Here is an 18515-nt window from a genome sequence, read left to right as displayed (position 1 = left end):
GGCAGGGTCCCGCCCATGGCTACGCCGCCCTTTGTCCGCCCTCGCGGATCAGGGCACGAACGAGGCGAGCTGCTCGTCGAGCCACGGGTAGAGCTCCTCGGCCTTGGTGTTGAGCCGAGACTTCAGGTACCGCGTGGTCTCGTCCGCCAGCACCTCGATGGAACCGTCCGCGACAGCGTCGTAGGCCTGGGCCACGACACTGTCGGCGCTGACCTTCGGCACGTCCCAGCGGGCCGACATCGGAGTGTCGACCATGCCGACGAGCAGGCCGATGACCTGCGTGCCACGGGGGCCCAACTGGGCGCGCAGCGCGTTGGTGGCCGACCACATCGCCGCCTTCGAGGCCGCGTAGCCGGTCGGCACGTTGATCCAGGCCGCGGTGGACAGGACGTTCAGCAGCGTGCCGCCGCCGTTGGCCGCGAGCACCGGGGTGAAGGCGTTGGCGACCCGCAGGTTGCCGAAGAAGTTGGTCTCGAAGATCCGGCGGAGCTCGTCCTCCGGCCCGGAGATGGAGTCGCCTGCGGGTGCGATGGCAGCGTTGTTGACCAGCAGGTCGACGTCCGACGCGGTCGCGGCGGCGTGCGCGGCGCTCCCCGGATCGGCCACATCGAGGGCCAGCGACTGGACACGGGCGTCGTCCCAGAGCCTCGGGGTGCGCGCGGTGGCGTAGACCTTTGCCGCGCCCCGCCCCAGCGCCTGCCGCACGAACTGCTCGCCGAGACCGCCGTTGGCGCCGGTGACGAGCACCGTGCGGCCGTGGAGTGACTGGTTCACGTAAACTCCTCCATTAAGTGGGGATCATCCCCGGATCAACTATGCGGGGACAATCCCCACTTTTCCAGGAGGAGTGTCGATGGCCACAGCGCGGAAGCCTCGCGCCGACGCCCAGCGCAACCGCGACGCGATCCTCGCCGCAGCCCGCGAGACCTTCGAGGCCGAGGGCGTGCTGGCCCCGCTCGACGGCATCGCGCTGCGCGCCGGAGTCGGCAACGCCACCCTCTACCGCAACTTCCCGACCCGCGACGACCTGCTCGCCGCCGTCATCGCGGACAGCATCGCCAAAGCGTTGAGCGAGGCCGACGAACTGTCCCGGACCCTCACGCCGCGCGCGGCGCTCGCCGAGTGGCTGGTGCTGCTGACCTGGCGGTTGCGCATCTGGCACGACCTGCCCTACTGCCTGGCCACCGCCCTGCGGGATGTCGAGTCGCCGATGAGGACGACCTCCGACCCGCTGCTCGAGCGGACGGACAGCCTCCTCGACGCGGCGAGGGCCGCCGACGCCCTGGCCACCCCGGTCACCGCGAGCGAGGTGTACGAACTGGTGCTCGCGCTGTCGTGGGCCGTCGACCGTTTCGACGACGACGCGGCAGCCGCGCGCAAACGGGTCGTGATGGCGACAGCGGGAATCTTCACCCGGCCCTGAGTCCGGCACCCAGGTGAGTTCCCCGCAGACGGCTACGCGCGGTAGTGCGAAGCAGGCGAACTCGTCAGCGGACCGCGGGCCTCGTCGCGGGAGGAGGTCGGCGCGGGGAACCCGAACGCGCCGCGCCGGAGGAGGTTGTGGCCGTCAACCAGCAGAAGAGGGACTCGGCGGTGTCGGCGGGACACTGGTGATTCGGCGCGTTCGTGGTGACAGCGCGAACGATCGGGTCCACGGAGATCAGGCCCGGCTCGACGTGTCTCCACTGTGGACGACCGAGTGCTCCGCCGAGTTCCGCGCGACGCATCGGCGTCTCCACCGCGCCGCACCCGACCACGACGCGGCTGTCGTTTCGCTCGACGATGCACGGCAGCGCAAGCAGGAGAACGCGGAACAGGACCGTCACCCATCGGGTGACGGTCCTGTTCCCATCCTTGTGGTGCCCCCGGTGCGACTCGAACGCACACTGGACGGATTTTGAGTCCGCTGCCTCTGCCGATTGGGCTACGGGGGCCTTGGTGGCACGAACTGTACTGGATCAGGCGGACCGACCACCGCGTACCCCTCGGCCGCGGTGGTCGGCCGGAGTACGACCTTACCGGAACGGAGCGGTCCGCTCCGCTGCTGCTAGCGTCCCTGCATGGGTGGGCGTGAGGCGGAGGCCCGGCGTAACGACGCGAGGGTGCTCGCCGCGGCGAGTGCGGTGTTCGAGGAGTTGGGGGACGACGCGCCGGTGTCCGCCATCGCCAGGCGGGCCGGGGTGGGGATGGGGTCGCTCTACCGGCGCTACCCCACCAAGGAAGTCCTCGTGCACGACGTGTGCCTGGCGGCGCTCCAGCGGGTCGCGGACTTGGCGGAGTCCGCTCTGCGGGACGACGACGCCTGGGGTGCGCTGGAACGGGTGCTGCGCGGGACCGTCGAGTCCGGGGCGACGAAGTTACTCGGGTTGCGCCGGACGAGGACCGATGACCTGAGGGCTGCGGCGGAACGCGCGGGGGCGGCGTTGGAGCGGCTGGTGGAGCGTGCTCGGGCGGAGGGCGGGTTGCGGGAGGGGGTTTCCGCGGGGGACCTGCTGCACCTGGCCCGGTTGGTGACCGGGGCCGAGCCGGGGTTGCGCGAGCGGTACCTCGCGCTGGTGCTGGACGGGCTGCGCGCGCGCCTGCCGCTGCCCGGCCCCGCGCCCGAGTGGGGGTTCTAGGAGCGCACCAGCCTTCCGATGGCGGCGGAGGCCTCGGCGATCTTGTCCTCGGCGACGGTGCCGCCTTCGGCCACGGCCTGGGCCACGCAGTGCTTGAGGTGCTCGTCGAGCAGGCCCAGCGACACCGCCTGCAGCGCCTTGGTCGCCGCGGAGATCTGGGTCAGCACGTCGATGCAGTACTCGTCGTTCTCCACCATCCGCTGCAGGCCGCGGACCTGTCCCTCGATGCGGCGCAGCCGCTTGAGGTACGCGTCCTTGTCCGCTGTGTAACCGTGCATCGCTCCCGGCCTTCCCTACCCTGGGCGGGTATCCCCACCCAGGATAGGCCACTCGACCGGGTGTGACTCCGACCACGGGGTACGACCTTCGCCCACCGTGCATTTCCCAGCTCAATCACCGGTGGTGAAATGACCCGTCCGGGGGCATCATCACATTTTAGCGGCGAAAGGTTAGGCGATATTCCGCCGGTGCACTATGGTGGCGACCGAAGCGTGTGGCGCAGATACGAGTCGAGAGCAGCACGCGCTATGCGAGCACACACGGAGGAACAGTGGCACAGCAGACCGTCGTCCAACTCATCGACGACCTCGACGGCAGCGAAGCCGCCGAGACCGTGAACTTCGCGCTGGACGGTGTGGAGTACTCCATCGACCTCTCCAAGGAGAATGCGGACAAGCTCCGCGAGTCCCTGGCCGACTTCGTCGCCAAGGCGCGTCGGGCGGGCGGCCGCAAGCAGCGCAAGGGCACCGGCAAGAGCACGGTAAAGGCTGGGGACAAGGCCCAGGCGCAGGCCATTCGGGACTGGGCGCGGGCCCAGGGCCACCAGATCTCCGACCGGGGGCGGATTCCCCAGGGGCTGGTCGTCCAGTTCCAGGAAGCTCACGCCTCCTGACCGGCGGCTGATTCCCCGGCTGCGGGGCGCGAGGGCGAACCGCAGCCGGGGAACCGCAGGTCGCGTGCCTGGCGACCGGGAAACGCGGTGCTCAGCAGGCGCAGCGGGGCAGCCGCCTTGACCGCCGTCTCCTCGAATTCCTCCGCGGGGTCCGACAGCGCGATGACCGCGCCGCCCACCCCGAAAGTCGCCTTGTCCGGGGTCACCACCAGCGTCCTGATGACGATGCTGAAGTCGGCCGTTCCGGACAGCGAGAAGTAACCCAGGGCTCCGGAGTAGACACCCCTGGGCCCGGCTTCCAGGTCGTCGATGATCTGCATTGTCCGGATCTTGGGCGCGCCCGTCATGGAGCCGCCGGGGAACGCCGCTCTAACCGCCGTCACCGCGGAACAGCCGGTCCGAAGTCTGGCCCGAACGGTGCTGACGAGCTGGTGGACCGTCGCGTAGCTCTCCACCGCGAACAGCCGGGGCACCTCGACGCTGCCGACTTCCGCGCAATGGCTCAGGTCATTGCGCACCAGGTCCACGATCATCAGGTTCTCGGCGCGGTCCTTCGCGCTGGTCGCCAGGGCTGTGCGGAAACTTTCGTCCGCCTCGGGGGTGCCGCCGCGCGGTCTGGTCCCCTTGATTGGTTCTGATTCCACCACACCTCGCCGATCGACCCGCAGGAACCGCTCGGGCGAGGTGCTCAGCACCGACAGGGTGCCGAAACGCAGCAGCGCGCCGAACGGCGCGGGGCTTTCCCGGCGCAGGAACCGGTATGCCTGCCAGGGGTCCACCGGGCCGCGCCAGGTGATCTCGTTGGTCAGGCACACCTCGTAGCTGTCCCCCGCCGTGACCGCCTCCAGGCAGGCGTCGACGAGCTTGAGGTACTGCGACCGGTTGTGCCGCAGCCGGGCCTCGCCCGCCCGCACGGGCCGGGGCCGCGGTTCGGGGTGCGGGTCGAAGGCGAGCAGGAACCGCGCCGTCCGGTCCAGCCAGCCGTCGTCGGCCAGCGCGAGCAGGTAGGCGCACCCGTCGAGGTGGTCGAACACCACGGCGCGGTCGGCGAACACGAACGCGGCGTCGGGGTGCTCGGAGCGGTGCGCGCGGTCGCCGCCGCACTCGGCTTTCAACTCGTAACCGAGGTAGCCGACCCAGCCGAGGGCGAAGTCGAAGGGCACGTCGGGGTGGGCGGCGGGGTGGGCAGCCAGGTCGGCGTCCAGCCAGTCCAGGAACGGGCCGGGGTGCTCGGTGGTGCCCTCGTGCCCGGTGACGGTCACCCGTCCGCTGTCCAGGTCGTAGGTGGCCACGCGCGCGAGCGGGCCGCTCGCGTCACCCATGGCGGAGAACCGGCCGCGCTCCCCCGTGCGGCTGCTGTCCAGCCAGAAGGCGTCGGGGGAGTCGCCGTAGAGGGCGACGAAGACCCGCTCGGGCGAGGGGTGGGCGTCGATGCGCCGCACCAGCACCCGGTGGTGCGGCGGAGCCACGGGGAGAGGCGCGGGTGGGGGCGCGGGGGGCTCGACGGCGGCGGGGCGGCCGGTGAGGTCGCGGAAGTTGGCCAGCAGTTCGTGGCCGTGCGAGGTGCGGATGGACTCGGGGTGGAACTGCACGCCCCACGCGGGCCGCGAGCGGTGCCGCACGGCCATCAGCACGCCGTCGCCGGACCAGGCGGTGGGCTCCAGCTCGTCGGGCAGCCCGGTCACCGCCAGCGAGTGGTAGCGCACCACCTCCAGCGGCGAGGGCAGTCCGGCGAACAGGTCGGTGCCGGTGTGCCGGACGTGGTCGACCACGCCGTGGCGCGGGGTGACCAGCTCCACGCGGGCGCCGTGGGCCAGGCACAGCCCCTGGTGGCCCAGGCACACGCCGAGCAGCGGGATCTCGGCGTGCTCGACCACCGCGCGGCACAGGCCGAAGTCGGCGTCGTCGTGCGGGCGGCCGGGGCCGGGTGAGATCACCACGTTGTCGAAGCCGCGCAGGTCGGACAGCCGGAAGCGCGGGTCGTCGTGGGTGATGACGACCGGTTCGCGCCCGTTCACCCGCGCCAGGTACTGGAAGAGGTTGTAGGTGAACGAGTCGTGGTTGTCGATGAGCAGGGTCCGCATGGCAGTCCGCACGCTACCGGCCGCGCCACCCGGATGGAGTACAGCGGAGGTGGAGCACGGCGGAGGGGCCGGGCCGACTCGGCCCGGCCCCTCCGGTTCCCCTCCCCGAGGTCAGTCCAGGTGGAACTTCGGGTCGGTGGCCAGCGCGGCCAGCTGCTGCGGGGTCAGCGGCGGCTGCGCCATGGCCGGGTGCCCGGAGTTGGCGAAGCCCTTGGCCTGCGCGACCGTCACGAGCGTGCCGTCCTCGTGCCAGAAGAGGGCGGCCTGCTCCAGGCCGTTCTGCACGGGGGTGTTGGCGGTCAGCAGGGCCACCTGCTTGCCGCCGACGTCGGCGGTGTCGCAGCGGCTGTTGGCGCCGTGCACCGGGTAGGTGGCCCGCAGGGCCGCCGCGCAGCCGGTGGCGCCGCCGAGCTCGGTGCTGCCCTTGGTCAGCACCCTGATCTCCAGGCGGCCCACGCCCTCGGCGTCCGCCTTCACCACCGGCGTGTAGGCCCAGTAGGTCCAGACCTGCGTCTGGCCGACGTACTCCTCGAACGAGGCCTGCGCCCGGCGCATCGCCCCGTAGTCGTCGAACCCGACGCGCTGCTTGTCGGGGGCGGAGAAGCCGGGCGGCAGCGAGGAGCTGAGGTCGTTGAGCACCTTGGTGCCCTTGTCCGCCCTCGGACCGCTGGTGGCGGTCCGGTCCTGCTGCCCGTCCGGCCACTGCGTCTTCGAGCTCGCACCGGGCTGGGCGTTGGGCTGGCCGCTGGGCACCTTGGGCGTGACCGTCGTGGTCAGCGCCGGTCCGGACGGTGAGGGCCGCGCGGACTGCCCGGTCGTTGACGGCCGCTCGGACTGGCCGCCCACCTGCACGCTCCCGCTCCCGCCGGACAGGCCGGGGAGCAGCGTCGCGCCGACCGCGATGCCCACCACCGCGAGTCCGGCCACCGCGCCGCCCCACGTGGCCCGGCGCTTGCGCGCCGCCGCGCGGCCCGCCTCCAGCGCGCGCCGGGTGTCCATCGCGGGCGGCGGGCTGCTCGCCACCACCGCGTCGCGCAGAGCGTTCTTGAGCTCCTGCTCGTTCATCGCACCCTTCCTTCGTGCATCTGCGGGGTGACCAGGCCGCGCAGCGTCTGCAGCCCCCGCGCGGCCTGGCTCTTCACCGTTCCCTCCGAGCAGTTGAGCGCCTTGGCGGTCTCCTGCACCGAGAGGTCCTCCCAGTACCGCAGGACCAGCACGGCCCGCTGCCTCGGCGGGACCTTGGCCAGCGCCGCGAGCAGCACCACCCGGTCCTCGGTCGAGCCGTGGCCGGGTGCTGGGGCGTCCTGCGGCACCTGGCTGACGCGCTCCTTGCGGAACCACCCCCGGCGCAGCTCGGACACGAAGGTCCGGACCAGGGTCTGCCTGGTGTAGGCGTCCAGGGCGTCGTGCCGCGCCACGCGGCGCCACGCCAGGTACAGCTTGGTGAAGGTCGCCTGCACCAAGTCCTCGGCCCGGTGCCAGTCGCCGCACAGCAGGTACGCCGTGCCGCGCATGGCCTCCGACCGCGCCGCGAAGTACTCCGCGAACGCGGTGTCCCGGTCGCTCATCCCATGCCCCTCCGTCCTGCGGTACGGGGTAGTCACGCTTCCGGGCACCGATGCGGTTGCATCCGATCGGGTGAGGTCGAGGAGACTGGTGTCAGGATTCCCACGAGGAGGCTTGGCCTTGACCCTGATCTTCCCGCTCATGTTCGGGCTGGTGCTCGGGCTGGTGCACTACTACTTGTGGCGGCGGCTGGTGCGCGACACGCTGCCGCCGGGTCGGGGCAGGCGAGTGGCCACCACCGCGCTGGTGGTGCTCTACGCGCTGATGGTGTCGGCGCTGGTGGTGACTCGGATCACGCCGACCGGCAGCGCGTGGCTGGCCTGGCCGGGCTACCTGTGGCTGGCGGTGGCGTTCTACGCGGCGGTGCTGCTGGCGGTGCTGGAGATCCCGCGGCTGCTGCTCAACCGGACGGTCGGACGGCGGGAGCGGACGGCGGTGCCGGTGGTCGCGGGCGCGCCCGCGCCCGCGCCGGAGCAGGTGCCCGAGCCCGCGCCGAAGCCGGTGGTCGACCCCGGCAGGCGGCTGTTCATCGCCCGTTCGCTGGCGGTGGCCTCGGGGCTGGCCGCGGGCGGTGTGGTGGGCTACGGCGCGACGCAGGCGCTGGGCGACCCGCGGATCAACCGGGTGCCGGTGAAGCTGGCCAAGCTCGACTCCTCGCTGGCCGGGTTCCGCATCGCGGTGGTCAGCGACATCCACCTCGGACCGCTGCTGGGTCGCGCCCACACCGAGCGGATCGTGCGCACGATCAACCGGTTGGAGCCGGACCTGGTGGCCATCGTCGGCGACCTGGTGGACGGCACGGTGGCGCAGCTGGGCGAGGCGGCGGCTCCGCTGCGCGACCTGTCCAGCGCGCACGGCAGCTTCTTCGTCACCGGCAACCACGAGTACTACTCCGGTCACGAGCAGTGGATCACCGAGCTGGAGCGGTTGGGCGTCAACGCGCTGCGCAACGAGCGCGTGCGGATCAGCCGGGGCAACGCCTTCTTCGAGCTGGCGGGTGTGAACGACGTCACCGGCGAGCAGTCCGACGACGCGCCGGACCTGGCCAGGGCGCTGGACGGGCGCGACGAGCGGCAGCCGGTGGTGCTGCTGGCCCACCAGCCGGTGCAGGTGCGCGAGGCCGCGCGGATGGGCGTGGACCTCCAGCTGTCCGGGCACACCCACGGTGGCCAGATGTTCCCGTTCACCTTGGCGGTGCCGCTGCAGCAGCCGGTCACCTCGGGTCTGGCGACCGTGGACGGCACCCAGGTCTACGTCAGCAACGGCGCCGGTTTCTGGGGTCCGCCGGTGCGCGTGGGCGCTCCCCCGGAGGTCGCGCTTGTGGAGCTGCATCACAACTTCGCCATCGAATAGCGCATTGTTCACCTCCTGCGCCTAGAGTGGACGGCCGTGCCCGGACACGGGTGAGCAGACCCTGAATGCGGAGGGGGACCCCTAGCGAGATGACGAAGAGCTTCGCCGACGATCGGCTTGACGGGGCAGAGGCTCGTATTCGTCGTTTCCTGGAGGAACAGCGACCGGCCACACCGTGCCTGGTGATCGACCTCCCCACGGTCCGCGCGCGGTTCACCGCGATCCGCGACGCGCTGCCGGGGGTCGGGATCTACTACGCGGTCAAGGCCAACCCCACGCCCGAGGTCGTCGAGGTGCTGGCGGCCGAGGGCTGCCGCTTCGACGTGGCCAGCCCCAACGAGATCGACCTGTGCCTGGCGCGGGGCGCCGCGCCGGAGGCGATCTCCTACAGCAACCCCATCAAGAAGGCCGCGGACATCGCCTACGCCTTCTCGCGCGGGGTGCGGCTGTTCGTCTCCGACAGCGAGCAGGACGTGCGCGCGGTCGCCGAGCACGCGCCGGGCTCGTCGGTGATGCTGCGCATCCTGGTCGACAGCAAGGGGTCCACCTACCCGTTCGGCAAGAAGTTCGGCTGCTCGCCGGAGATGGCCACCGACCTGCTGCGGCTGGCGGGCGAGCTGGGGCTGGTGCCGCTGGGCGTGGCCTTCCACGCGGGTTCGCAGCAGCTGGACCCGACCGGCTGGGACGCCGCGATCGCCGACGCCGCCGAGGTCACCGCGAAGCTGCGCGCCGAGGGCGTGGAGCTGACCACGGTCAACCTCGGCGGCGGGCTGCCCGCGGGCTACCTGGAGCAGCCGCCGCCGCTGGCCGAGTACGCCGCGGCCATCACCGCCGCGGTCGACCGGCACTTCGGCCCGGTGCGGCCGGAGGTGATGATCGAGCCGGGGCGCGCGATCGTCGCCGAGGCCGGGGTGATCCGGTCCGAGGTGGTGCTGGTGTCGCGCAAGTCCTACGGCGACGAGCGCCGCTGGGTGTTCCTGGACATCGGCCGCTACGGCGGGCTGGCCGAGACCGAGGGCGAGGCCATCGCCTACCCGCTGCGCACCAACCGCGACGGCGGGCCGACCGGCCCGGTGGTCATCGCCGGACCGACGTGCGACGCCGACGACGTGCTGTACCAGCACACCTGCTACGAGCTGCCGCTGGACCTGCGCGCGGGCGACCACGTCGACCTGCTCAGCGCGGGCGCGTACACGGCCAGCTACTCCTCGGTGGCGTTCAACGGCTTCCCGCCGCTGGCCGCCCACTGCGTGCGGTGAGCACGCTCCTCGTTCCCCCGCAAGACTTTTCTATGGTTTGGAGTGATTGATGTCCGAAGTCCCGTGCGAGACCGAGCCGGTGGGCTTGTTCGCAGGACAGCACGTGTTGGCGGAGTTGGACGGGGTGAGCCCGGAGCTGCTGGACGACGAGCGGTTCCTGCGACACGCGCTCGGCGAGGCGCTCACCCAGGCGGACGCCACCGTGTTGGAGGTGGTCTCCAAGCAGTTCGAGCCGCAGGGGGTCACCGTGCTGGCCCTGCTGTCGGAGTCGCACGCGTCGATCCACACCTATCCCGAGGTCGGGTCGGTGTTCGTCGACGTGTTCACGTGCGGCACCCGTGCCAAACCCGAGCTCGCGGTGCAGTTGCTGGCCGAGGCGCTGGGGGCGGCATCCGCACGGACGGACATGATCAGGCGCGGCACGCAGGTGCCCGCGCTCATCGGTGAGGAGAAGGCGTGATCCGCGAACCGCTCGCGGCCGGTTTGACCAGGCACTGGGACGTCGAAGAGGTCGTCGTCGACACCAACACCGCGTTCCAGCACCTGGTGATCGCCCGCACGGCCCAGGGCCTGTCGCTGTTCTGCGACGACGACCGGCAGAGCACCGAGTTCAGCCAGCTGACCTACCACGAGGCGCTGATGGTCCCGGCGCTGCTGCTGGCCGACCGGGTGGACCGGGTGCTGGTCATCGGTTCCAGCGAGGGCGTGGTGTGCCAGATGGCGGTGGCGGCGGGCGCGTCGGTGGTCGACCACGTCGACATCGACGAGCAGGCCGTGAAGCTGTGCGCCGAGCACCTGCCCTACGGCTACACCCTCGACGAGCTGGCGCTGGCCGAGAAGGGCGAGGGCCCGATCCGGGTGCGCTACACCGACGGGTGGGAGTACATCCGCACCACCGCCGAGCGCTACGACATCGTCCTGGTGGACCTGCCGGACGAGCGCGAGGAGGAGGCGCAGCACAACCGCCTGTACGGCGAGGAGTTCCTGCGCATGTGCAAGGCGCTGCTCACGCCGGGCGGCGTGGTGGTCACCCAGGCGGGCTGCCAGACCATGTGGCGCAACAGCACGCTGATCCGCTCGTGGCAGCGGTTCAACGCGGTGTTCGACACGGTGGCCTACTACGGCTCCGACGAGCACGAGTGGGCCTACCTGTTCGGCCGCGCGGACGAGGTCGCCAACCCGGCCGCGCTGATGGCCGAGCGGCTGCCCGCGCTGGGCTACCGGCCGGAGACGATCGACGACCTGGCGTTGCGGGGCAACACGATCCCGCCCTACCAGGTGCGGCACTCCCCGGCCTGAGGCCGGGACGTCGGGGCCGCCGGGGACTTCCCCCGGCGGCCCCGACGCCTTTTCAGGCCAGGGCGCGCTTGAGGAAGTCGACCTGGAGCAGCAGCAGGTTCTCCGCCACCTGCTCCTGCGGGGTCATGTGCGTGACGCCGGACAGCGGCAGCACGGTGTGCGGCCTGCCCGCCGCCAGCAGCGCCGAGGACAGCCGCAGGGTGTGCGCGGCCACCACGTTGTCGTCGGCCAGGCCGTGCACGATCATCAGCGGGCGCTCCAGCTTCGGCGCGTCGTCGATGAGCGAGTTGGCGTCGTAGACCTCCGGCCGCTCGTCGGGGTGGCCCAGGTAGCGCTCGGTGTAGTGGGTGTCGTAGAGCCGCCAGTCGGTGACCGGGGCGCCCGCGATGCCCGCGTGGAACACGTCCGGCCTGCGCAGCACGGCCAGCGCCGCCAGGTAGCCGCCGTAGGACCAGCCCCGGATGCCCACCCGGCCCAGGTCCAGGTCCGGTTCCCGCTCGGCCACCGCGCGCAGCGCGTCGACCTGGTCGGTCAGCGTGGCGCCCGCGAAGTCGAACGCGATCTCCCGCTCCCACACCGGACCCCGGCCCGGCGTGCCCCGGCCGTCCACCACCAGCACCGCGAAACCCTGGTCCGCCAACCACTGCGGCACCAGGTAGGCGTTGCGGGCCGAGGTCACCCGCTGCGCGTGCGGGCCGCCGTAGGGGTCCATCAGCACGGGCAGCTTGGTGCCCGGCACGTGGTCGCGCGGCAGCAGCAGCGCGGCGCGCAGGTCCCGCTCCCCCACGGTGAGCAGGCGGACTCGCGGGGTCAGCGCGGGGGTTTCCGCGTGCGACTCGATGACGTGGCCGCCGACGGTGACGCGGGGGCCGAACCAGTCCAGGCTCGACGACGACAGCACCAGCCTGCCGCCGCCGCGCGTCGCGCTGTGCACGCCGTCCTCTGTGGACAGCCGGGTGATCGAGTCCGCGGTGACCGAGTAGACGTGGACCTGGGTCGGGTCGTCCTCGGAAGCGGAGACCAGCACGTCCTGTTCGGACACGTCGAGCACGGCGCGCACCTGGAAGCCGTCCGGCGTCCACTCCCGGTCGCCGACCACGAGCCGGTTGGCGTCACCGCGCGGCACCACGCGGACCAGCTCACCGCCAGGGGTCCACGCGGGCACGCCGGGCACGATCTCCAGCCAGGTCGGGTCGGTCTCCTCCACCAGCACCTCGACCCCGCCGGTGGCCGGGTCCACCGCCAGCACGCGCGCGGTGCGCTGGTCGCGCGACTGCACCGACAGCAGCGGCCTGCCGTGGCCGGACCAGTGCGCGCAGGCCAGGTAGGGGAACGCGGTGTTGTCCCAGTCCACCGCGACGCGCTCGCCGTCCAGGCCGAGCACGGCCAGCTCGACCACCGCGTTGGGCGTGCCCGCGGCGGGGTAGGCGATCTCGGTGGGGGGCGTGGCCGGGTTGGCCGGGTCGGCGATGTGCCAGCGCCGCACCGGCGCGTCGTCCACCCGCGCGGCCAGCACCCGCTCGCCGTCCGGGGAGAACCAGTAGCCCCGGAAGCGGCTCATCTCCTCGGCCGCGATGAACTCCGCCAGCCCCCACCGCACGTGCGGGCCGTCCGGCTCGGCCAGCACGCGGTCCGCGCCGCTCTCCAGGTCCACCACGTGCAGCGCGCCACCGCTGACGTAGCCGACCCGCCGCCCGGTCGGGTCCAGCCGGGGGTCGACCACCGGGCCGGGCGCGGGCAGCTCGCGCACCGCGCCGGTGGCCAGCTCCACCACGAACAGCCTGCCCGACAGGGCGAACACCGCCTGCCGCACGTCGGCGTCGGTGGCGTAGCCGACGATGCCCGCGGCCTGCTCGCGGCTGCGCTCCCGGCGGGCCCGCTCCTCGGGCGGCAGGTCCTCGGTGTCGCCGAGCAGCGCGACCGGGTCCACCAGCAGCTCCTCCCGCCCGGTGGCGGGGTCGCAGGACCACAGCCCGTTGGCCCGGCCGGTGGCCGTGCGCAGGAAGTACACGTGCCCGCCGTCGGGTGCGGCGGTGAAGGTCCTCGGCGCGCCGAGGGTGAACCGCTGGGTGCGCGCGTGCCTGCGCGGGAAGGAGTTCTCGTTGCCCACGCCGCCACCTTCGCAGATGGCGACGCGGCGCTCATCCCGAACCCCTGTCTTCGCGGCGGGCTGAACCGCCGTCGAGACCTGGCCGTAATCGTCGGTGGAGCGAACGACGGACAAGGAGGAGTGAGCGTGATCCGACGAAACCGCATCGCCATAGCCGTCGCGGGCGGCATGGCGGCCGTGCTCGCACTGGTCGTGTGGACGTCCAACGGTGCCGCGCTGCAGGGCACCAAGGTGGCGCAGACCGAGCAGGTGCAGGCCGGGGCCCAGGGCGACTACGGGGACGCGGAACCCCTGGCACCTCCGACCAGCGAGGCCGCCGCCCCCGCCGCGCAGCCGCAGGCCCAGGCGCCCGCCGCCGCGCCCGAAGCGCAGGCCGCCCCAGAGGCGCAGGCCGCGCCCGCGCAGAGCTCGGTCACCCTGGTGGCCAAGACCGTGGACAAGATGGGACGGGTGGTCCAGGACGGCGACGGCCGCACGCTCTACCGGTTCGACAAGGACACCCCGGACCCGGCCAAGTCCAACTGCGAGGGCCAGTGCGCCCAGACCTGGCCGCCGCTGCTGAGCACCGGCACCCCCAAGCTGGAGGGCGTGGACCCCGCCCTGGTCTCCACGGTCAAGCGGGCCGACGGCAGCGAGCAGGTCACGCTCGCGGGCTGGCCGCTGTACACCTACGCCAAGGACGAGGCGCCGGGCAAGTGGCGCGGGCAGGGCGTCGGCGGAACCTGGTTCGTGGTGCAGCCCGACGGCACGCGCAACGTCGAGTGCCTGCCGCCGGGGGTGACCGCCCCGGCCGCGTGAGACGAAGCAGCCACTCCCCACGACGTGATCCCCCGGCCTGGGGTTGGCCGGGGGATCACGGGCGTTCCGGGACCGTCCTCACAGGACGGTGGCGACCTCGTCGAAGTCCAGGCGCGGGTTGCGCGGGTAGTAGCGCTCGGGGTCGGGGTGGCCGATGTTGACCACGACCAGCGGGGTGCGCGCGGTGCCCTCGAAGAACTCCCGGCGCACGCCCTCGGCGTCGAAACCGGCCATCGGACCAGCGGCCAGCCCAGCGGCGCGCACGCCGATGATGAAGTAGCCCGCCTGCAGCAGCGCGCTGACCTTGGCCACCTCGGCGCGGTCCGGGTTGGCGGCGAACGCGTCCCGGATGCCGGGGACGACCGGGAAGGTGCGCGGCAGGTGCTCGTGGAAGTCCGCGTCGGAGGCCAGGATCGCGGTCAGCGGCGCCTTGGCGGTCTTGTCCCGGTTGCCCTCGTTCATGTGCGGCAGCAGCCGCGCCCGCGCCTGCTCGCCGCGCAGGTAGACCACCCGCAGGGGCTGGCTGTTCACGCCCGTCGGACCCCACTTGACCAGGTCGTGCACGGCCCGCAACTGGTCGTCGGTCACCGGCTCGGCGGTGAAGACGCTGGCCGTGCGCGCCTCGCGGAAGAGCAGGTCCTGCGCCTCGCGCGGGAGCGCGAGGACGTCGAGCGTCGCGGACATGGGTCCTTCTTTCGGTTGTCCCGTGTGGGGTTTCACACGGGACAACCTCCGGAGGGAACCGGCTATTTCGTGACTGCTTTCACAGGGTCGGGTACAGAGGGTGCTTGGCCGCCAGCGCCTCCACGCGGGTGCGCAGCGAAGCCAGGTCCGGGTCGGGCCCCAGCGCGGTGGCGATGATGTCGGCCACCTCGGTGAAGTCCTCCGCGCCGAAGCCCCGGGTGGCCAGCGCCGGGGTGCCGATGCGCAGCCCCGAGGTGACCATCGGCGGGCGCGGGTCGTTGGGCACCGCGTTGCGGTTGACCGTGATCCCGACTTCGTGCAGCCGGTCCTCGGCCTGCTTGCCGTCCAGCTCGGAGGCCACCAGGTCGACCAGCACCAGGTGCACGTCCGTGCCGCCGGTGAGCACCTTCACCCCCGCCGCGGCGGCGTCGGGTCGCGACAGCCGCTCGGCCAGGATCTTCGCGCCCTCCACGGTGCGGCGCTGGCGGTCGGCGAACTCCGGCGACGCGGCGTGCTTGAACGCCACCGCCTTGCCCGCGATCACGTGCTCCAGCGGCCCGCCCTGCTGGCCGGGGAACACCGCGGAGTTGACCTTCTTGGCGATGTCCGCGTCGTTGGTCAGGATCACGCCGCCGCGCGGGCCGCCCAGGGTCTTGTGCGTGGTGGTGGTGACCACGTGGGCGTGCGGGATCGGGCTGGGGTGCAGCCCGGCCGCCACCAGGCCCGCGAAGTGCGCCATGTCGACCATCAGGTACGCGCCGACCTCGTCGGCGATGCGGCGGAACTCGGCGAAGTCCAGCTGCCGGGGGTAGGCCGACCAGCCCGCCACGATCAGCCGGGGCTGGTGCTCCCGCGCCAGCTTCTCCACCTCGGCCATGTCGACCCGGCCGTCCTCGTCGGAGACGTGGTAGGGCACCACGTTGTAGAGCTTGCCGGAGAAGTTGATCCGCATCCCGTGGGTCAGGTGGCCGCCGTGCGCCAGGTCCAGGCCCAGGATGGTGTCGCCGGGCTGCAGCAGCGCGAACATCGCGCACGCGTTGGCCTGCGCGCCCGAGTGCGGCTGCACGTTGGCGTAGCCCGCGTCGAACAGCTCCTTGACCCGCGCGATCGCCAGCCGCTCGATCACGTCGACGTTCTCGCAGCCGCCGTAGTAGCGCCTGCCGGGGTAGCCCTCGGCGTACTTGTTGGTCAGCACCGACCCCTGCGCCTGGAGCACCGACACCGGGGTGAAGTTCTCCGACGCGATCATCTCCAGCGTGCTCTGCTGGCGGGAGAGCTCGGCGGCGACCGCTTCGGCCACCTCCGGGTCGAACTCCGCCAGGGAGGTGTTGAAGTGCGCGGACATGGCGTGTCTCCCTTTACGACTTGCGCTTGTAGAACGGCAGTGCGACGACCTCGACGGGTTCGCGCCTGCCCCGGACGTCCACGGTGAGCCGGGTGCCCGGCTCCGCGTTGGCCTTGGTGACGTAGGCCATGGCCACCGAGTAGCCCAGCGTCGGCGACAGCGCGCCGCTGGTGACCTCACCCACGGGTGCGCCCGAGTCGTCCAGCACGGGGTAGCCGTGCCGGGGGGCGCGGCGCGAATCGGTCCGCAGGCCGACCAGCGCGCTGTCCACGCCCTGCTCGGCCACCTTCGCCAGCGCCTCGCGGCCGACGAAGTCGCCGGGCTTGTCCAGCTTCACCACGCGCCCCAGGCCCGCGTGGAACGGGGTGCGGTCCACGCCCAGCTCGTTGCCGTACAACGGCATCCCGGCCTCCAGGCGCAGCGTGTCGCGGCAGCCCAGACCGGCGGGCTTGAGCTCGTGCGGCGCGCCTGCGGCCAGCAGCGCCCGCCACACGGCGGGCGCGTCGGCCGGGTCGAGGAACAGCTCGAAGCCGTCCTCGCCGGTGTAGCCGGTGCGGGCCAGCAGCGCGGGCCGGTCGGCCACGGTGGTCGGGTAGGAGGCGTAGTACTTCACCTCGGCCAGGTCGGTCGGGGTCAGGCCGGCGAGGATCTCCGTCGAGGCGGGCCCCTGCACGGCCAGCAGCGCGAAGTCGGCGGACTTGTCGGTCACCTCGGCGGCGAAGCCCTCGGCCCGCGCCACCAGCTCGCGGTGCACCACGCCCGCGTTGGCGGCGTTGGCCACCACCAGGTACTCGGTCTCGCCGGTGCGGTAGACGATCAGGTCGTCCAGGACGCCGCCGTCGGGCCGGCAGATCATGGTGTAGCGGGCCCGGCCGACGCCGATCGCGGAGGCGTGGCCGACCAGGGCGTGGTCCAGCGCCGCGCCCGCTTCCGCGCCGGTGACCAGGATCTCACCCATGTGGGTCAGGTCGAACAGGCCCGCCGAGGTGCGCACCGCGCGGTGCTCGGCCAGCTCGCTGTCGTAGCGCAGCGGCATCCGCCAGCCCGCGAAGTCGGTGAACTGGGCGCCCAGCGCCTCGTGCTCGGCGTGCAGCGGCGTCCGACGGCTTTCCATGGGGCGGGTCCTCCCTGGTGGCGGGCATGGCGGTAGCGCCGCCGGGGTGGGGGCGGCCTGCCAGTGCGTAAGGATGACACGGTTCACCGGGGGACTCCTCGTCGTGGGAGCCTCCCCCTCTGTCATGAGCCTGAGAGCTTCGCCGCGAGCGCGCGGCTTGCACCGTGGGCGAGGCGCGCCGGGGCGCCTGCTTTCCAGAGTTGCCTTCGTCGGGCGGTAGCTGGGCCTGAGAGATTCCGGGGAGGGGTTGCTCCTTCGGCGCCCCTGGTGGGGACTCTCCCGCGCGACGTCGACGGCCGTGTTCAGTTCGTCCCGCCAGACGCTAGGCGGACCCGACCGGCGGGGTCAACCGCGAACCGGTCAGCGGGTCCGTCACGGGGTCGGTCACAGGGCGCGGTCGGCCCGGACGCTGTCGACCACCTTGCGCTCGGCGTAGAAGGAGACGAACGGGATGGTGCCCGCCAGCAGCACCAGCGCGGTGCCCTTGATCGACCAGCGCGCCTTGAGCGCCAGGTCGACGGTGAGCACCAGGTAGACCGCGTACAGGAAGCCGTGCACGGGGCCGACGACCCGCATCAGGCCCGGCTCGCCGCCCGCGTACTTGACGACCATGGCCAGCACGAGGGCGAGCAGTCCGACGCCCACCACGTACGCCATGAACCGGAACCGGCCCAACGCACCGCTCATCGCTCCACCGACCGCCTTCGCCTCAGCGCTGGTCCCGCGCGTTCAGCTCGGCGAGGTAGCGGTTGTAGGCCGCCAGTTCGTCGTCCTCGTCGTCGCGCGCGGGTGTCCTGACGGGGTCCACGGTAACGACCGGCTCGGGCGCGGCCTCGGGCGGCTCGGCGTCCTCGCGGGCTTCGAGCCTGCGGATGCGCCACACCACGAAGGCCGGGAAGAGTCCGAAGAGGGGCCACTGGAGCACGTAGCCCAGGTTCTGGAAGGTGCCCCCGGCGGAGGAGAAGCGCTGCCACTGCCACCAGGCCAGACCGCAGCACACGACCAGCGAGGCGGCGCAGGTGACCGCGATGGCGACGCGCTGGGGGGTGAAGACGCTGCCGGGCACACCGCCAGAGTAGCCCGGCTCGCGGTCCGCTTCACGGGGAGTCGAGTCCCCGTCGGGTGGGCTCCCGCTCAGGAGCCCGCCCCCAGGTCGATCCCAGAGCTAGGCCACGCCGTCCCGGCGTTGCCTCTGCAGCCTGGCCACGCACCAGGCCGCCGCACTGCCCCGACGCAGGTGCTGCAGCACCGTCATCGGGCCCAACCGACGCCCCAGGTCGGCGGGCGAGAGCCCGGCCGCCCGGTAGTCCAGAGCGCGCTGGTCCAGCGGGCTGATGCCCGCGTCCCACCACTGCTCCGCCTCGGCGAGGTCGCCGACCAGCTGCCAGTAGCT

Annotated in this window: 19 protein-coding genes, 1 tRNA gene, 1 pseudogene and 2 riboswitches; of the genes and pseudogenes, 8 read left to right on the top strand and 13 right to left on the bottom strand. The window is 72.3% G+C overall.

The window, feature by feature from the left end; genetic code table 11:
- Positions 1-48: 48 nt before the first annotated feature.
- Positions 49-774, bottom strand: a complete 726-nt coding sequence (locus tag IEZ00_RS11380; RefSeq protein ID WP_189223143.1) for an SDR family oxidoreductase — start codon at positions 772-774, stop codon at positions 49-51.
- 79 nt (positions 775-853) lie between these two features.
- Here IEZ00_RS11380 and IEZ00_RS11375 point away from each other — a divergent pair, with 79 nt between their 5' ends.
- Entirely contained in the window at positions 854-1423 is a 570-nt protein-coding gene (locus tag IEZ00_RS11375; RefSeq protein WP_189223142.1) for a TetR/AcrR family transcriptional regulator, read from the top strand.
- Positions 1424-1857: 434 nt separating this feature from the next.
- Here the strand turns inward: IEZ00_RS11375 and IEZ00_RS11370 are convergent.
- Positions 1858-1934: transfer RNA gene (locus IEZ00_RS11370), tRNA-Leu, on the bottom strand.
- 126 nt (positions 1935-2060) lie between these two features.
- On the opposite strand from IEZ00_RS11370, the gene IEZ00_RS11365 reads away from it, so the two are divergent.
- A complete protein-coding gene (locus IEZ00_RS11365) occupies positions 2061-2618 on the top strand; it encodes a TetR/AcrR family transcriptional regulator (protein ID WP_189223141.1) in 558 nt (185 codons plus the stop codon).
- Here IEZ00_RS11365 and IEZ00_RS11360 read toward each other — a convergent pair.
- Entirely contained in the window at positions 2615-2896 is a 282-nt protein-coding gene (locus IEZ00_RS11360; protein ID WP_189223140.1) for a metal-sensitive transcriptional regulator, read from the bottom strand. The genes IEZ00_RS11365 and IEZ00_RS11360 overlap by 4 nt on opposite strands.
- 272 nt (positions 2897-3168) lie before the next feature.
- Between IEZ00_RS11360 and IEZ00_RS11355 the strand changes: the two genes are divergently transcribed.
- Positions 3169-3510: a histone-like nucleoid-structuring protein Lsr2 gene (locus IEZ00_RS11355; protein ID WP_189223139.1), complete on the top strand. Its 342-nt coding sequence runs from the start codon at positions 3169-3171 to the stop codon at positions 3508-3510.
- Here the strand turns inward: IEZ00_RS11355 and pabB are convergent.
- The 3 genes from pabB to IEZ00_RS11340 form a co-directional block, all read right to left on the bottom strand.
- Positions 3498-5594 (bottom strand): aminodeoxychorismate synthase component I, encoded by a 2097-nt coding sequence (gene pabB, locus IEZ00_RS11350; protein WP_189223138.1) that lies wholly within the window; start codon positions 5592-5594, stop codon positions 3498-3500. The genes IEZ00_RS11355 and pabB overlap by 13 nt on opposite strands.
- Positions 5595-5705: 111 nt before the next feature.
- Positions 5706-6659: a hypothetical protein gene (locus IEZ00_RS11345; protein ID WP_189223137.1), complete on the bottom strand. Its 954-nt coding sequence runs from the start codon at positions 6657-6659 to the stop codon at positions 5706-5708.
- The gene (locus tag IEZ00_RS11340) at positions 6656-7162 is read right to left on the bottom strand and encodes a SigE family RNA polymerase sigma factor (protein WP_189223136.1); all 507 of its coding nucleotides are present in this window, start codon (positions 7160-7162) and stop codon (positions 6656-6658) included. The genes IEZ00_RS11345 and IEZ00_RS11340 overlap by 4 nt, the downstream gene beginning before the upstream one ends.
- Before the next feature lie 118 nt (positions 7163-7280).
- Between IEZ00_RS11340 and IEZ00_RS11335 the strand changes: the two genes are divergently transcribed.
- The 4 genes from IEZ00_RS11335 to IEZ00_RS11320 all read left to right on the top strand — a co-directional run bounded on the left by IEZ00_RS11335 (position 7281) and on the right by IEZ00_RS11320 (position 11071).
- The gene (locus IEZ00_RS11335) at positions 7281-8513 is read left to right on the top strand and encodes a metallophosphoesterase (RefSeq protein ID WP_306344668.1); all 1233 of its coding nucleotides are present in this window, start codon (positions 7281-7283) and stop codon (positions 8511-8513) included.
- A gap of 89 nt (positions 8514-8602) precedes the next feature.
- Entirely contained in the window at positions 8603-9772 is a 1170-nt protein-coding gene (locus IEZ00_RS11330) for a type III PLP-dependent enzyme (protein WP_229795420.1), read from the top strand.
- A 49-nt stretch (positions 9773-9821) separates the two neighbouring features.
- The gene (gene speD / locus IEZ00_RS11325) at positions 9822-10232 is read left to right on the top strand and encodes an adenosylmethionine decarboxylase (protein WP_189223134.1); all 411 of its coding nucleotides are present in this window, start codon (positions 9822-9824) and stop codon (positions 10230-10232) included.
- Positions 10229-11071, top strand: coding sequence for a spermidine synthase (locus IEZ00_RS11320; RefSeq protein ID WP_189223133.1), 843 nt, complete (start codon positions 10229-10231; stop codon positions 11069-11071). The genes speD and IEZ00_RS11320 overlap by 4 nt, the downstream gene beginning before the upstream one ends.
- Before the next feature lie 52 nt (positions 11072-11123).
- Here the strand turns inward: IEZ00_RS11320 and IEZ00_RS11315 are convergent, their stop codons facing one another.
- Positions 11124-13181 carry a S9 family peptidase gene (locus tag IEZ00_RS11315; RefSeq protein WP_189223132.1) on the bottom strand — a complete coding sequence of 686 codons (2058 nt, stop codon included), beginning with the start codon at positions 13179-13181 and terminating at the stop codon, positions 11124-11126.
- Between the two features lie 126 nt (positions 13182-13307).
- Between IEZ00_RS11315 and IEZ00_RS11310 the strand changes: the two genes are divergently transcribed.
- Positions 13308-13979 (top strand): COG4315 family predicted lipoprotein, encoded by a 672-nt coding sequence (locus IEZ00_RS11310; protein ID WP_189223131.1) that lies wholly within the window; start codon positions 13308-13310, stop codon positions 13977-13979.
- 78 nt (positions 13980-14057) lie between these two features.
- On the opposite strand, the gene IEZ00_RS11305 is transcribed toward IEZ00_RS11310, so the two are convergent.
- The 6 genes and pseudogenes from IEZ00_RS11305 to IEZ00_RS36450 all read right to left on the bottom strand — a co-directional run.
- Positions 14058-14663 (bottom strand): malonic semialdehyde reductase, encoded by a 606-nt coding sequence (locus IEZ00_RS11305; RefSeq protein WP_189223130.1) that lies wholly within the window; start codon positions 14661-14663, stop codon positions 14058-14060.
- Positions 14664-14742: 79 nt separating this feature from the next.
- A complete protein-coding gene (glyA, locus tag IEZ00_RS11300) occupies positions 14743-16008 on the bottom strand; it encodes a serine hydroxymethyltransferase (RefSeq protein ID WP_189223129.1) in 1266 nt (421 codons plus the stop codon).
- Positions 16009-16021: 13 nt separating this feature from the next.
- Complete coding sequence (gene gcvT / locus IEZ00_RS11295; RefSeq protein ID WP_189223128.1) at positions 16022-17122, bottom strand: glycine cleavage system aminomethyltransferase GcvT; 1101 nt, start codon at positions 17120-17122, stop codon at positions 16022-16024.
- 112 nt (positions 17123-17234) lie between these two features.
- Positions 17235-17325, bottom strand: a riboswitch (glycine riboswitch).
- A gap of 1 nt (position 17326) precedes the next feature.
- Positions 17327-17414, bottom strand: a riboswitch (glycine riboswitch).
- A gap of 92 nt (positions 17415-17506) precedes the next feature.
- The gene (locus tag IEZ00_RS11290) at positions 17507-17809 is read right to left on the bottom strand and encodes a DUF3817 domain-containing protein (protein ID WP_189223127.1); all 303 of its coding nucleotides are present in this window, start codon (positions 17807-17809) and stop codon (positions 17507-17509) included.
- Positions 17810-17831: 22 nt separating this feature from the next.
- Positions 17832-18188 carry a hypothetical protein gene (locus IEZ00_RS11285; protein ID WP_189223126.1) on the bottom strand — a complete coding sequence of 119 codons (357 nt, stop codon included), beginning with the start codon at positions 18186-18188 and terminating at the stop codon, positions 17832-17834.
- A gap of 99 nt (positions 18189-18287) precedes the next feature.
- Positions 18288-18515 (bottom strand): annotated as a pseudogene (locus tag IEZ00_RS36450) (helix-turn-helix transcriptional regulator); the annotation flags it as partial.

The organism is Saccharothrix coeruleofusca (assembly GCF_014648515.1).
Classification (GTDB): Bacteria; Actinomycetota; Actinomycetes; order Mycobacteriales; family Pseudonocardiaceae; genus Actinosynnema; species Actinosynnema coeruleofuscum.
This window is presented reverse-complemented; position numbering and strand designations above follow the sequence as displayed.

Coding starts and splice junctions, on each gene's coding strand:
- IEZ00_RS11375 (WP_189223142.1), top strand. CDS start 854: ATGGCCACAGCGCGGAAGCCTCGCGCCGACGCCCAGCGCAACCGCGAC.
- IEZ00_RS11365 (WP_189223141.1), top strand. CDS start 2,061: ATGGGTGGGCGTGAGGCGGAGGCCCGGCGTAACGACGCGAGGGTGCTC.
- IEZ00_RS11360 (WP_189223140.1), bottom strand. CDS start 2,896: ATGCACGGTTACACAGCGGACAAGGACGCGTACCTCAAGCGGCTGCGC.
- pabB (WP_189223138.1), bottom strand. CDS start 5,594: ATGCGGACCCTGCTCATCGACAACCACGACTCGTTCACCTACAACCTC.
- IEZ00_RS11345 (WP_189223137.1), bottom strand. CDS start 6,659: ATGAACGAGCAGGAGCTCAAGAACGCTCTGCGCGACGCGGTGGTGGCG.
- IEZ00_RS11340 (WP_189223136.1), bottom strand. CDS start 7,162: ATGAGCGACCGGGACACCGCGTTCGCGGAGTACTTCGCGGCGCGGTCG.
- IEZ00_RS11330 (WP_229795420.1), top strand. CDS start 8,603: ATGACGAAGAGCTTCGCCGACGATCGGCTTGACGGGGCAGAGGCTCGT.
- speD (WP_189223134.1), top strand. CDS start 9,822: ATGTCCGAAGTCCCGTGCGAGACCGAGCCGGTGGGCTTGTTCGCAGGA.
- IEZ00_RS11305 (WP_189223130.1), bottom strand. CDS start 14,663: ATGTCCGCGACGCTCGACGTCCTCGCGCTCCCGCGCGAGGCGCAGGAC.
- glyA (WP_189223129.1), bottom strand. CDS start 16,008: ATGTCCGCGCACTTCAACACCTCCCTGGCGGAGTTCGACCCGGAGGTG.
- gcvT (WP_189223128.1), bottom strand. CDS start 17,122: ATGGAAAGCCGTCGGACGCCGCTGCACGCCGAGCACGAGGCGCTGGGC.
- IEZ00_RS11290 (WP_189223127.1), bottom strand. CDS start 17,809: ATGAGCGGTGCGTTGGGCCGGTTCCGGTTCATGGCGTACGTGGTGGGC.